We start from the raw sequence: 13,485 nt of genomic DNA on the forward strand, positions 1-13,485 counted from the left end.
CCTGCGTATCAGGTGAAGCATTTACCCGGGGTCGGCCCCGTGTTTTGGTTGCCGGTGTGATGCCACGTCAGGGCTGATCGCGAGAACCGAGGGGGACAGATGGAAAAGCCGCGCCTCAAGGCCCATTTCCACGTCGAGGTGGTGGAGGGCGAGCGTGTCTTCCTCTACGCGGAGGGCCAGGACTACCTGGTGCCCGGCAAGGCGGCCGCGGCGGTGCTGCCGCACCTGGACGGCCGCAAGACCGTCATGGAGATCGTGCAGGCCCTGGCGGGCACGCTGCCCATCCCCGCCGTACTCGCGGCACTCACCCGCTTCGGCGCCGCCGGGCACCTGGCCGAGGGCCGGCCCGACCTGCCGGAGGCCACCCTCGCGTACTGGGACGCCCTGGGCATCGACCCCGCCAGTACCCTCGCAACCGCGCCCGTCACGGTCTGCGCGGCCGCGGGCGTCGACCCCGAGCCGGTCCTCGCGGCCCTGCGGGCGCTCGGACTGGCCGCCCGCTCCGGCGACTTCGACACCGTGCCCGACGAGGGCATCTCCGTCGTCCTCGTCGACGACTACCTCGACCCCCTCCTCGAAGCCCGCAACGAGCGCCAGCTGGCGGCGGCCAGGCCGTGGCTGCTGGCCCGCACCGGCGGTATCGCGCCATGGATCGGCCCGTTCCTCGACCCGGACCACACCGGCTGCTGGACCTGTCTGGCCCAGCGCCTGGCCGGCAACCGCCAGCTGGAGCGCTACCTGGCCGCCAAGCGCGGCGACTCCGTGCCCCGCCACCCGTCCCGCGCGGGCATCCCCGCCGGACCGCTGGCCGCCGCGGGCCTGATCGCCGCCGAGGCCGCCCGGATCGCCGCCACCGGCGAACCCGGCGCCCTGTGCGGGCAGATGGTCACCCTCGACCTCGCCACCCTCACCACCGACCGGCACCCGCTGATCCGCCAGCCCCAGTGCCGTTCCTGCGGCGACCCGACCCTGGTCAGCGAGCGCAGCCCCAAGATCGTCCTGACCTCCGGTGACGCCAGCCACACCAGCGACGGCGGCTACCGCGTCAACAGCCCCGAGGCCACCCTCGCCCGCCTGGAGCGGCACATCAGCCCGCACCTCGGCGCCATAACCAAGCTGGTCTCGCACACGCCCGAGTCCAACACCCTGACCTACAGCTACGCCGCGGGTCACAACTTCGCGATGGTCAACGACAGCATGGACCTGCTGCGCCGCAACCTGCGCGGCCAGAGCGGCGGCAAGGGCCGCTCCGAGATCCAGGCCAAGGTCAGCGCCGTCTGCGAGGCCATCGAGCGCTACGCCGGCGTCTGGCGCGGCGACGAGGCCGTGCAGCGCGCCGCCTACCGCGACCTCGACGCCGCCACGGCCGTCCACCCCGCCGGCCTGCTGCACTTCTCCGAAGCACAGGTCGCCGCCCGCGACACCTGGAACCAGGACCCCGCCAACCGCCTGCACAAGGTGCCGGACCGGTTCCCCGAGGACGTCGCGATCGACTGGACCAGCGGCTGGTCCCTCACCCACGACGAAGAGCGCCTGATCCCGGCCGCCTACTCCTGGTACGGCCACCCGGACCTCCAGGACCACTTCTTCTGCATCGCCGACTCCAACGGCACCGCCGCCGGCAACTCCCTCGAGGAGGCGATCCTCCAGGGCCTGTGCGAGCTGACCGAGCGCGACGCCGTCGCGGTGTGGTGGTACAACCGGCTGCGCCTGCCGGCCTTCGACATGGACTCGCTCGAAGACCCGTACGTGGACCAGCTGCGCGCCTACTACGGCGCCATGGACCGCGACCTGTGGATGATGGACCTCACCACCGACCTCGGCATGCCGGTGTACGTGGCCGCTTCGCGCCGCCGCCACAGCGTCGAGGACATCATGGTCGGCTTCGGCGCCCACCCGGACCCGCGCGTCGCCGCCTTCCGCGCGCTCACCGAGCTCAACCAGTTCCTGCCGATGATCGAGAACCGCGACGCCGACGGCAACACGTCCTACCTCGTCGGTGACCTCGAGACCCTGACCTGGCTGAAGAAGGCCACCGTCGCCGCGGAGCCCTGGCTGCTGCCCGACCCGGAGCTGCCGGCCACCAAGGTCGGCCCGCAGGCCGGGTTCGACCTCGCCGCCCGCATCCGCGACCAGGTCGAGCGCATCGAGGAGGCCGGCTCCGAGGTCATCGTCGTCGACCAGACGCGCCCCGACCTGGAGCTCAACGTCGTCAAGGTGATCGCCCCGGGCCTGCGCCACTTCTGGCGGCGGCTGGGCCCCGGCCGGCTCTACGACGCCCCGGTCCGCATGGGCCGCCTCGCGGAGCCGATCCCCGAGGCCGAACTGAACAACTGGAACGTCTTCTTCTGAGCCGGTGAGCCGGTGAGCCGCCGAGCCGATGAGCCGGTGAGCCGCCGAGCACGGTCCCCGCGCCTACGGCCCAGCCGGGCGCGGTTCCTGCGGGGACCGTGCCGCCCGGGGGCCGGTTCCTGATCATCCGTCACACCCGCGGGCCGGAGGCACCCCCCGGCCCGCGCCTCATCAGGGCTGGAGCCATGACCAGTACGACGACACTCCCGGGCGAGGCGCCGCCGGCCTCCGCGGCGTCCGGCACCCACACCCTGACCAGCCGGCTGGCCCGGGGCGGCGCCTTCCATGACGGCCGGCTCACCACCCGCTTCGGCGCCGTGCACCTGGGCGCCCTCACCCCGGGCGCCGAGGCCGCGCTGCGCGCCTTCGGCGAGGGTGAGCACACCGAGGCCGCGATCAGCGCGCTCGTCGTGGCCCACGACGGTGAAATGGGCCTGCTGCGCTGGCAGATGCTGCGCTCCAGGCTCGAAGCCGCGGGCCTCCTCGAGCATGCGGTGGCCGGCCCGGACGGCGCCCCCGTCGCCCGCCTGGTGCCCGTCGGCCGCGGCGCCACCACCCTCAAGCCCGCCCCGCGCGGCCCCGTACGGCTGAGCCGGCACGCCCTGCTGACCCCCGCCGAGGGCACCCTCGCGCTCCGTGCCCCCGGCAGCCCCCTCGCCGTGGAGCTGGGCGCCGGCGCCGCCGCGCTGCTCCCGCTGCTGACCACCTGGACCGAGGAGGTCCCGGCCCCGCTGGTGCGGCTGCTCGCCACCGCCGGCGCGCTGGCCCCCGGCGGCCCCGACGCCGACCCGCAGGCCGAGGAGCGCGGCAGCGTCCAGTGGGACCCGGTCGACCTCGCCTTCCACGCCCGCACCCGCGTCCCGGCCTCGGCGCCCGGCTACGGCGGCACCTACCGGCACGCGGAGCGCTTCGGCCCCGAGCCCGTCGCGGCCCCCGCCGCCGACGGGCCGCGCGTGGCACTGCCCGTGCCCGACCTCGAAGCGATCGGCGCCCGGGACCTGACCCTCACCGAGGCGATCGAACAGCGCACCTCCACCCGCGCGCACGACCCCGAGCACCCGCTGACGCTGGCCCAGCTCTCCGAGCTGCTCTACCGGACCGTCCGCATCCGCGGCACGTTCACCGGAAGCGACGGCCAGGAACTCGCCGACCGCCCGCTGCCCAGCGGCGGAGCCGTGCACGAGCTGGAGGTCTACCCGCTGGTCACGCGCTGCGAGGGGCTCGAGCCGGGGCTGTACCGGTACGCGCCCGACCGGCACGAGCTGGAGTGGGTGTGCGCGCCGGGCCCGGCCACCGCGACCCTGGTGAAGGAGGCGCGCGGCGCCACGATGATGGACGGGGACCCGCAGGTCGTGCTGCTGGTGGCCGCCCGCTTCGGCCGCGTGATGTGGAAGTACGAGACGGTCGCCTACCCGCTGATCCTCAAGCACGTCGGCGTGCTCTACCAGACCGTCTACCTGGTGGCCACCGCGATGGGCCTGGCCGTGTGCGGGCTCGGCGGCGGCGACACCAGCGCGTTCGCCGCCGCCACCGGCCGGGACCCGCTGCTGGAGGGCACCGTCGGCGAGCTCGTCCTGGGCAGCCGGCCGACCGGGCCGGCCGCCGAGCACGCCACCGGTCCCACCGCCGAGCCCGCCACCGCGGGCTCCTGACTCGGCAAGGGGGGAGACACCACCATGAAGTTCCGCTACCAGGCGCTGCAGCGCAAGCGGGAGCCGGACGAGCTCGACGCCGCCGTCATGCTCGCGGCCCCGCGCGGCTGGATCGCCGTCTTCGTCGTGCTCATCGTGATGGCCGGGGCCTGTGTATGGGCGGTGCTCGCCCGGCTCGACGTCACCGTCGACGCCCCGGGCGTCCTGACCCACCCCGGCGGCACCAGCCAGGTCCAGAGCCCGTACACCGGCATGGCGCAGGACCTACTGGTCCGCCCCGCCGACGAGGTCCGCGCCGGGCAGCCCGTCGCCCGCCTCGCCGACCAGGCCGGGAACATCCAGACGATCACCAGCCCGTTCGCCGGCAAGGTCATCAGCGCCACGCTCACCACCGGCCAGTTCGTCCCGGCCGGCGCCACCGTCGCCACCGTGGAGCGCACCGACCTCCCCGGCGACCGCCTCGTCGCGCTCGTCTTCGTGCCCGCCGACCGGGCCGCCCGCCTGGTACCCGGCCGCCCCGTCGACCTGAACGTGTCGACCGCGCCCCCGGCCGTGTACGGCCTGCTGCGCGGCACGGTCACCCGTGTCGACCCGTACCCGCTGACCCGCGAGGGCCTCGCGGCGATCGCCGGCGGCGAACTGGCGGCCCAGAGCTTCCAGCAGGACCAGGCGCCGCGCCTGGTCACCGTCGACCTGATCCCCGAATCGGGCTCCGCCTCGGGCTACGCCTGGAGCTCCGCCGAACCTCCGCCCATCCGGCTCAGCTCGCAGACCTCCGTGTCCGCCTCCATCGAGCTGCGCACACAGTCGCCGTTCGACCTGGTGCTGGGGCGCTGAGCGGCGCCGCCGACCGCCGCTGACGCCGCTGACGCCGCTGACGCCGAGACATCCGACGCCAAGTGAGGAAACGGCAGCCATGAGCGACACGAAGACCCGGCCCCCCGTGGCCGCCTCCCGCCGGGACGCCCGCCGCACCCAGCGCACCGCGGCCCGCAACCGCCGCTGGGCCCGGCGCCGCGCGCACCGGGTGCCCACCGTCCTGCAGATGGAATCGGTGGAGTGCGGCGCGGCCAGTCTGTCGATGATCCTCGCCCACTACGGGCGGCACGTCCCCCTGGAGGAGCTGCGCGCCCTGTGCGGCGTCTCCCGCGACGGCGCCCGCGCGAGTTCCGTGCTGGCAGCGGCCCGCTCGTTCGGGCTCGTCGCCAAGGGCTTCCAGGCGGAGACCGACCAGCTGGAGGAGAAGCTCCGCAACGGCCCGGTCATCATCTTCTGGGCGTTCCAGCACTTCATGGTGGTCGAGGGCATCACCACCCGGTTCGGACGCACCCAGGTCGCCGTCAACGACCCGGCCAGCGGACCCCGCCTGATGGAGTGGTCCGCGTTCGACTCCGGGTACACCGGCATCGTCCTCACCTTCGAACGCGGCCCCGGCTTCACGCCCGGCGGCCGTCGCAGCAGCACCGCCGCCGCCCTCCTGGACCGCCGCCTGCCGTCCGGGCGGGCCCTGCCCCTGGTCCTGCTGGCCAGCCTGCTGCTGGTGGTGCCGGGCATCGTCGGCGCCGCCTACTCGCGGGTCTTCCTCGACCGGGTGCTCGTCTCGGACTCGCCCACGGCCGTGCTGCCGCTGGTCCTGGCGATGGCCGCCACCGCCCTGATGGTCTTCGTGCTCACCTCCGTGCAGCAGCACTACCTGCTGCGCATGGAGATCCGTACCGGACTGGTCGCGTCGGCGCGCTTCTTCCGCCATCTGCTGCGGCTGCCCATCGAGTTCTTCCTGCAGCGCCGCCCGGCGGAGGTCGCCCGACGCGTCGCGAGCAACGACACCGTCGCCATGATCCTCTCGCGTGACGTCGCCGCCACCACCATCAACCTCGCGCTCGTCGTCTTCTACGGCGGCCTGATGGTCCGCTACGACGTCCTGCTCGGCCTGCTGGGCCTGGCCACCGCCGCCTTCAACGTACTGGTCCTGCAACTGGTCTCGCGTTCCCGCAAGGACGCCGTGGACGCGCTGCGCGCCGACCGCGGCAACCTGATCGGCACCACCTTCGCCACCCTGTCCACCATCGAGTCCGTCAAGGCGACCGGCGCCGAGCCCGACGCGTTCACCCGCTGGGCCGGCTTCCTCGCCAAGGTCACCACCGCCCAGCAGCGGCTCGGACAGACCACCGCGGTGCTGACGGTCCTGCCGCCCCTGCTGGCCGTCGTCAACATCGGCGTCATGCTGCTCGTCGGCGGCCTTCGGGTGGCCGACGGCACCCTCAGCGTCGGCATCCTCGTCACCTTCCAGACCCTGCTGGCGTCCCTCAGCCGCCCCGTCACGCAGCTCACCAACCTGGGCAGCCGCCTCCAGGAGATGAACGCCGACCTCAAGCGCATTCACGACGTGGAGAAGTACCCGCAGGCCCGGGGCTTCCAGCCCGGCTCACCCGGGACGGACGGCCTGGCGAACGACGCCCCCGACGGCCGGACCGACGCCCCGGCCAACCGGCTCGACGGCGAACTCACCCTGGACGAGGTCACCTTCGGCTACGGTCCGCTCTCCGACCCCGTCGTCACCGCACTCACCCTCACCGTCACCCCCGGGTCCCGCACCGCGATCGTCGGCGGCTCCGGCAGCGGCAAGTCCACCGTGGGCCGGCTCGTGACCGGTCTGTACGAGCCGCGCTCCGGGCAGATCCTCATCAGTGGGCGGCCCCGCGAGGAGATCCCCCGTACCGTCCTCGCCGCCTCCATGGCCTACGTCGACCAGGACGTCGCGCTCTTCGCCGGCACGGTCCGCGACAACCTGACCCTGTGGGACGACACCGTGCCCGACGAGGTCGTACTCGCCGCCCTCCAGGACGCCGCCGTCTTCGACGAGGTCATGTCCCGGCCGGGCGGCATCAACGCCAGGGTGTGCGAACAGGGCAGCAACTTCAGCGGCGGTCAGCGCCAGCGCCTGGAACTCGCCCGCGCGCTCGCCGCCCGCCCCACCCTGCTCGTCCTCGACGAGGCCACCAGCGCACTCGACCCGGCCACCGAGCGCACCGTCATGGACAACCTGCGCCGCCGCGGCTGCGCCTGCCTGATCATCGCCCACCGGCTTTCGGCCGTGCGCGACGCCGACGAGATCATCGTGCTGGACCGGGGCGTCATCGCCGAACGCGGCACGCACGACGAACTCCTGGCCGTCCAGGGCCGCTACGCCGCCCTGTTCGACTCCAGCCGCTCCGCGGAGAAGGACACCCTGTGAGCACTCCCCCGGCCGCGGCCGCCCCCGCTCGGACCGTCTGCCTCGACGACCCCGCGACCCTGCTGTACGTGGAATCCGGCGCGGCCGACCTGTTCGCGGTGGACCGCGGACCGGACGGCGGCGACGGCGGGGAGCACGGCCGGCGCTACTTCCTGTGCCGCGCCGAGGCCGGCATGCTCGTGGTGTGCGGCACCGGTGGCGAGCGCCGCCACACCGTCATCGCCCGGCCCGTGCTCGACGCCCGCCTCACCCGGCTGCCGCTGTCCGTCCTCGACCAGACCCGCCAGGGCCGGGCCGCGCTGCCCGGGCCGGCCGGAGACGGTCCCGTCGGGCTCGACCACGCCCGGCTCCTCGGCGGCCTCACCGCTGGGCTCACCGCCCTCGCCGAGGCGCTCCCCGGTGCCCTCGCGCCCCGCCAGTTCACGTCCCTGAGCACCACCGACGGCACCGAGCTCGGCAAGGGCGACGTGGCCCGCTCCGTCGACGGAGTGCAGTTCGTCCGCGTGGAGTCCGGCCTCCTCGACCCGGGCGACCCGGCCACCGAGGGCTCGGCCGCAGACCTCGACGGGGAGGAGGACACCGGCGCACTGGAGCCCGTCGGCCCCGGCGCCGAGCTGGTCCTGACCGAACAGGACTGGGTCCGGGCCCGCGGCGCCGCCCGCCTCACCACCGCCTCCCTCCTCTCCGTCTACCGGGAGGGCCGGCTGACGCAAGCGCTGACCGAGCACGCCGCCCGGCTGCGCACGACCGTCGACCACCGCATCGCCGTCCAGCAGGCCCGCGAGCGCGCCGAACTCGCCGCGCGCCGCGCCCAGGACGGCAAGGTCCTGTCGTCCGCCGTCCGCACCTTCGACGCGGTCCTGCACGACACCGGCACGCGACTGAAGCTCGCGGACGTCGCCAATGACGAACCGATGCTCGCCGCGGTCCGGCTGGTCGCCTCCCGGCAGGGCTTCTCGGTCCGCCCCCCGGTCCGGAGCCCCGGCCCGGGCCGCCGCAGCGCCGCCGAGGACCTGCGGGCCATCGCCCTCGCCTCCGGCTTCCGCACCCGGGGCATCCGGCTGGAGGACCGCTGGTGGACCCGCGACGTGGGGCCGGTGCTCGGCTACCACGTCACGGGCCGGCCCGTCGCGCTGCTGCCCCTCGGCCAGGGCTACGTCCTCGTCGACGACGGCCGGGTCTGCGTGCTCGACGCCGGGACGGCCGCCCGGCTGCGCCCCGCCGCCGTCGTGCTGTACCGGCCCCTGCCCGCGGCCGTGCGCGACGTCCCCGGCCTGCTGAGGTTCGGCCTCTCGCCCTCCCTGGGGCACGGCCGGGACCTGGCCCGGCTCGCCCTCACCGGCGTACTCGTCGCCCTGATCGGCCTGATCATCCCGGTGATGACCGGCAAGGTGCTCGGCGAGTTCGTGGCGGACGCCGACCGGAACCTGATCGTGCAGGGGGCCCTGGTCGTCATCGGCTCGGGCCTGGTGACCGCCGCCCTGTCCGTCGTACAGAACCTCGCCGTCCTGCGGCTGGAGAGCCGCACCGGCGCCGCCATGCAGGCCGGGCTGTGGAACCGGCTGCTGTCCCTGCCGGCCGCGTTCTTCACCCGCTACTCCACCGGCGAGCTGGGCACCACCGTGCTCGGTGTCACCGCCGCCCAGGAACTCCTGTCGGGGATGCTCACCACGGCCACGCTGGCCCTGCTGACCGGCCTCGCCAACCTGGCCCTCGTCTTCTGGTACGACCTGACCCTGGCCCTGGTCGCCGCCGGTCTCACGGCCGTCGGCGTACTGTTCGCCGCGGCGGCCGGGCGGCTCCAACTGCGCTGGGCGCGCCGCGAGTACACACACGAGCAGGCGATGTCCGCGATGGTCTTCCAGATGCTCACCGCCATGCCGAAGCTGCGGGTGGCCGCCGCCGAGGAGCGGGCCTTCGCCGAGTGGACCCGGCTGGCCGCCCGCGGCCACGCCCTGTCCGCCCGCGTCCGCCGGGTGCAGAACAGCGTGACGACCTTCAACGCCGGCTTCCCGCTGGTGTGTTCGGCGATCGTCTTCGGAGTGACGGCGGGCCCCCTGCACGGGGAGGTCCCGCTCGCCACCTTCCTGCCGTTCTTCGCGGCCTTCAACCTGCTGCTCTCGGCCGGCCTGCAGTTCACCGCCTCCGCCGTGACCGCCGTCGGTACCGTTCCGATGCTGGAGCGGCTGAAGCCCATCCTCGAAGCGGAGCCGGAGAACGACGGCACCAAGGCCGACCCCGGCGACCTGTCCGGCCGGATCGCCGTCTCGCACCTGTCGTTCCGCTACGGCCAGGACGGCCCGCTCGTCCTCGACGACGTCAGCCTCACCGTCCAGCCGGGCGAGTTCATCGCCGTCGTCGGCGCGTCCGGCAGCGGCAAGTCCACGCTGCTGCGGCTGCTGCTCGGCTTCGAGACCCCCCTGTCGGGCAGCCTGCTGTACGACGGCCAGGACCTCGCCGAGCTGGATGTCTCCGCGGTCCGCCGGCAGTGCGGAGTGGTGCTGCAGAACGGCGCGCTCCAGGCCGGCGACATCCTCGCCAACATCGTCGGCTCCGGAGGCCACACCCTCGACGACGCCTGGGCGGCCGCCGAGATGACGGGCCTGGCCGACGACATCCGGGCCATGCCGATGAGCATGAACACCGTGCTCTCCGAGGGCACCAACACCCTCTCCGGCGGCCAGCGCCAGCGCCTCATGATCGCCCGCGCCCTGGTGGCCCGGCCGCGCCTGGTCTTCTTCGACGAAGCGACCAGCGCCCTCGACAATCCCACGCAGGGACTGGTCGCCGAGAGCACGCGCCGGCTGAACGCGACCCGGATCGTCATCGCGCACCGGCTGTCCACTGTCGTCGGCGCGGACCGCATCGTGGTCATGGACCGGGGCCGGGTCGTCCAGCAGGGCACGTACGAAGAGCTCATGGCGGACGCGGACGGACTCTTCGCCCGGCTGGCGGGCCCGCAGATGTCCGTCGCCGCGAACCGGCCGTCAGGGGGCGGGATGTGACGTCACGTGAGCTGGGACGGCGTCCGCCGTCAGATGCGATGATCCTTCCGGAACGATGCGCCCCACGACCAGCCCGCCCGCGGCGCACGCGACGTGCGGCCGGGTACGACCGATTCACCGAGCAGGGGGACCCACCCATGTCACAAGGTCCGAAGACCGCCGCCACCAACCTGAACGTGCTGCTGCCCGTGGGGTACGCGCTGGCCGTCGTCGTCACCGCGAGCCTCGCCTCCGGCACGGTCTCCACCGCCGTCGCCGTGGCCGGCGGGGTGCTGCTGGGCCTCTGGTTCGCGTTCGGCCGCCGCCGCACCACCCGCGGCTGACACGGCCACGGCTCGGCACGGCCACGGCCACGGCCGACGGGCGCATTTCACGATCCGCGCCTCCGCGGTGGACCGCGGAGGCGCGCAGGCGCGGAGGCGCGCAGGTGCGGAGGCGCGCAGGTGCGGAACGGAGCCTTCAGTCCTTGACCATCGGAACGGTCAGGCTGACCTTCTTGCCGGACGTGTAGTCGGTGTGGTCCCACACCGACATGTGGCTCTTGTCCTGCAGCCGCAACTGCAGCACCTCGCTCGCGTTGTTCCACGAGTACGAGAAGAATCGGAAATTCCTGTTCGGGGACGATTGCACCGCCCTCGAGCGCGAGCCCCAGCTGCAGTCGCGCGTGGCATCGGCCTCGCAGGTCGACCAGGCCTTCGCGTAAAGCTGGCAGTCCTCTCCCTGCCACAGGTCGATACGGCTCAGCCTGTCGTCGGACGAACGCCACCTGCCCGCGAACGGACTCGCGACGCACGAGGCGGATGCGTCTGCCGCCGAGCTGAGGGTGAACGCGACCGAGAGGGGCAGCGCCAGGGCGGCCGTCACGAGCAGGGCCGTGACGCGGGGCAGGTGGCTGCCGGCAGACGGGACGTGGGTCGTCATCGTGTACCTCCGGTAGCGGGTGGCAGACCCGGGGCAGAACCGGCCGAATTCACTTCGGGTCCGCGCCGAAAACGAACACCGTCTCCCCACCCATTCCAGACCAGCACGCTCATCCCGTGATCGCAAGTCGGTATCCGCATTCGCGCACATTTCAATGATGAATGCACCCAATACAGACCGGTCGATGACTTCTACGGGGAATCGATCCACCGAATTTCCCTCGCCGGCCCATGAAGTCCTTGCGAGAAACCACGCCGGACCGAATGGCCGAGGGGCCGCAGAAACCACTGACGTCGTGGCGCACAGTGCCGTGGCGCACAGTGCCGTGCCGTGCCGTGGCGCACAGGCCGCGCCGTGCCGTGTGGTGTGCCGTGCTGTGGCGCACAGTGCGGCCGGGACGGCCCCTGACGTGGAGGGGTACCCCGCTCACCGCAGCGGAGCCCCCGGTGCGCGCCGGAGGCACCTCTGAAACACACAAACGCTGCACCGGAGGTGAATAAATATCTATACCGGCGGTCTGAGAATTTAATGGATCCCGCAGGGAGAATACTTACCGGCAGCACGCAGGGCGGAAACACTTCACCTGCACTAGCCCCTGCGGCGTGCTAGTGTCGATCCCAGTTGCAGTTTTGGTACCCAAAAACTTCAAGCGCCTCCAGTCGGCCTTCTCGGCCCTGGAAGCGCTTCGTATTTCCCGGGTCATTTTCCGGGCGGGGCATCATCGCGGCGACACGGTGTCCGTACAGTGCGGACGCCGTTGCATTGCCCCAAAGGAGATATGACATGGCTGCTGGCACCGTGAAGTGGTTCAACGCGGAAAAGGGCTTCGGCTTCATCGAGCAGGACGGCGGCGGCGCTGACGTGTTCGCCCACTACTCGAACATCGCCGCCCAGGGCTTCCGCGAGCTGCAGGAAGGCCAGAAGGTCACCTTCGACATCGCGCAGGGCCAGAAGGGCCCGACGGCCGAGAACATCGTTCCCGCCTAAGTCTGACGCGCCTTACGCAGCTGGGGCCCGCATCCCTCGGGGTGCGGGCCTCAGCTGTGCGCGTTTCCGTAGTGCTTCCGTAGTGCTTCCGTAGTGCTTTCACCTGCGGGAGCGAGCACAAGGTACCGCCTCCTCGGAGCCGGACCCGTCGATGCCCGGACGCACGGGGCGCACCGGACGCAGCAGATGTCCGGATGCGGTTCCGTTCCCGTTTCCCGTGACATCACCCATCGCGGCGCCCGGGCCGGCACGGATTCACCGTGCACCCGGTTCGCTCTCGTATGCTATTCGGCCCGTTCTCGCGATTCCCCGCGCTGCTCTTCCGCTGCGGGAATTCCTTGATACGTGCCGTGCCGTATCAAGGAAGGTTCTCCATGAACCCCACGCGTTCCAACGACCGTTCCTCCCGTACCCGCGGCCGCAGCGGCGGCCCCGCTTTCGGATCCGGCGGGGAGCGGGGCAGCCGTTTCGGTGCGTCCGCCCCGAGCCGCTCCGGTGGCCCGAGCCGCTCGTCCGGGCAGAACCGCTCGGGCGGCGGCTACGGCCGTCGGCCCGCCGCGGTGCAGGGCGAGTTCGCCCTGCCGAAGACGATCACTCCCGCGCTGCCCGCCGTCGAGGCGTTCGCCGACCTCGACATGCCCGAGCAGCTGCTGGCCGCGCTCGGCACCCAGGGAGTGTCGGTGCCGTTCCCGATCCAGGGCGCGACGCTCCCGAACTCCCTCGCGGGCCGTGACGTCCTGGGCCGGGGCCGTACCGGTTCCGGCAAGACCCTCGCCTTCGGCCTGGCCCTGCTGGCCCGCACCGCCGGACAGCGCGCCGAGTCCCGTCAGCCGCTGGCGCTGATCCTGGTCCCCACCCGCGAGCTCGCGCAGCAGGTGACCGACGCCCTGACCCCGTACGCCCGCGCCGTGAGGCTGCGCCTGGCCACCGTCGTCGGCGGCATGCCCATCGGCCGCCAGGCCAACGCGCTGCGGAACGGCGCCGAGGTCGTCGTGGCAACGCCGGGGCGTCTGAAGGACCTCATCGACCGGGGTGACTGCCGGCTGAACCAGGTCGGCATCACCGTGCTGGACGAGGCCGACCAGATGGCGGACATGGGCTTCATGCCCCAGGTCACCGCGCTGCTGGACCAGGTCCGCCCGGAGGGCCAGCGGATGCTGTTCTCCGCGACCCTGGACCGCAACGTCGACCTCCTGGTCCGCCGCTACCTCACGGACCCGGTCGTGCACTCCGTGGACCCCTCCGCGGGCGCGGTCACCACGATGGAGCACCACGTCCTGCACGTCCACGGCGCCGACAAGCAGCGCACGACCACGGAGATCGCCGCCCGCGA

Annotated in this window: 9 protein-coding genes; 8 read left to right on the top strand and 1 reads right to left on the bottom strand. The window is 72.8% G+C overall.

Annotated elements, in window-relative coordinates; translation table 11 throughout:
• Positions 1 to 99 precede the first annotated feature (99 nt).
• The 6 genes from ABZY44_RS08855 (at position 100) to ABZY44_RS08880 (ending at position 10,567) form a co-directional block, all read left to right on the top strand.
• A complete protein-coding gene (locus tag ABZY44_RS08855) occupies positions 100 to 2,352 on the top strand; it encodes a TOMM precursor leader peptide-binding protein (protein ID WP_356651412.1) in 2,253 nt (750 codons plus the stop codon).
• A gap of 185 nt (positions 2,353 to 2,537) precedes the next feature.
• Entirely contained in the window at positions 2,538 to 4,004 is a 1,467-nt protein-coding gene (locus tag ABZY44_RS08860) for a SagB family peptide dehydrogenase (RefSeq protein ID WP_356651414.1), read from the top strand.
• 24 nt (positions 4,005 to 4,028) lie between these two features.
• Complete coding sequence (locus tag ABZY44_RS08865; protein ID WP_356651416.1) at positions 4,029 to 4,841, top strand: HlyD family efflux transporter periplasmic adaptor subunit; 813 nt, start codon at positions 4,029 to 4,031, stop codon at positions 4,839 to 4,841.
• 79 nt (positions 4,842 to 4,920) lie between these two features.
• Positions 4,921 to 7,239: an NHLP family bacteriocin export ABC transporter peptidase/permease/ATPase subunit gene (locus tag ABZY44_RS08870; protein ID WP_356651418.1), complete on the top strand. Its 2,319-nt coding sequence runs from the start codon at positions 4,921 to 4,923 to the stop codon at positions 7,237 to 7,239.
• The gene (locus ABZY44_RS08875; protein WP_356651420.1) at positions 7,236 to 10,244 is read left to right on the top strand and encodes an NHLP bacteriocin export ABC transporter permease/ATPase subunit; all 3,009 of its coding nucleotides are present in this window, start codon (positions 7,236 to 7,238) and stop codon (positions 10,242 to 10,244) included. Before ABZY44_RS08870 ends, ABZY44_RS08875 begins: the two co-directional genes overlap by 4 nt.
• Positions 10,245 to 10,381: 137 nt before the next feature.
• Positions 10,382 to 10,567, top strand: a complete 186-nt coding sequence (locus tag ABZY44_RS08880; RefSeq protein ID WP_356651422.1) for a hypothetical protein — start codon at positions 10,382 to 10,384, stop codon at positions 10,565 to 10,567.
• A 136-nt stretch (positions 10,568 to 10,703) separates the two neighbouring features.
• On the opposite strand, the gene ABZY44_RS08885 is transcribed toward ABZY44_RS08880, so the two are convergent.
• Positions 10,704 to 11,165, bottom strand: a complete 462-nt coding sequence (locus tag ABZY44_RS08885; RefSeq protein WP_356651424.1) for a hypothetical protein — start codon at positions 11,163 to 11,165, stop codon at positions 10,704 to 10,706.
• A gap of 783 nt (positions 11,166 to 11,948) precedes the next feature.
• Here ABZY44_RS08885 and ABZY44_RS08890 point away from each other — a divergent pair.
• Both ABZY44_RS08890 and ABZY44_RS08895 read left to right on the top strand, forming a co-directional pair.
• Positions 11,949 to 12,152 carry a cold-shock protein gene (locus ABZY44_RS08890; RefSeq protein ID WP_055611897.1) on the top strand — a complete coding sequence of 68 codons (204 nt, stop codon included), beginning with the start codon at positions 11,949 to 11,951 and terminating at the stop codon, positions 12,150 to 12,152.
• Between the two features lie 374 nt (positions 12,153 to 12,526).
• Positions 12,527 to 13,485: DEAD/DEAH box helicase (locus ABZY44_RS08895; protein WP_356651427.1), on the top strand; the 959-nt coding region annotated here is incomplete at its 3' end.

The sequence above is a fragment of the Streptomyces sp. NPDC006544 genome (assembly GCF_040611715.1).
Taxonomy (GTDB): Bacteria; Actinomycetota; Actinomycetes; order Streptomycetales; family Streptomycetaceae; genus Streptomyces.

Coding starts and splice junctions, on each gene's coding strand:
- ABZY44_RS08885 (WP_356651424.1), bottom strand. CDS start 11,165: ATGACGACCCACGTCCCGTCTGCCGGCAGCCACCTGCCCCGCGTCACG.
- ABZY44_RS08855 (WP_356651412.1), top strand. CDS start 100: ATGGAAAAGCCGCGCCTCAAGGCCCATTTCCACGTCGAGGTGGTGGAG.
- ABZY44_RS08860 (WP_356651414.1), top strand. CDS start 2,538: ATGACCAGTACGACGACACTCCCGGGCGAGGCGCCGCCGGCCTCCGCG.
- ABZY44_RS08890 (WP_055611897.1), top strand. CDS start 11,949: ATGGCTGCTGGCACCGTGAAGTGGTTCAACGCGGAAAAGGGCTTCGGC.
- ABZY44_RS08865 (WP_356651416.1), top strand. CDS start 4,029: ATGAAGTTCCGCTACCAGGCGCTGCAGCGCAAGCGGGAGCCGGACGAG.
- ABZY44_RS08880 (WP_356651422.1), top strand. CDS start 10,382: ATGTCACAAGGTCCGAAGACCGCCGCCACCAACCTGAACGTGCTGCTG.
- ABZY44_RS08870 (WP_356651418.1), top strand. CDS start 4,921: ATGAGCGACACGAAGACCCGGCCCCCCGTGGCCGCCTCCCGCCGGGAC.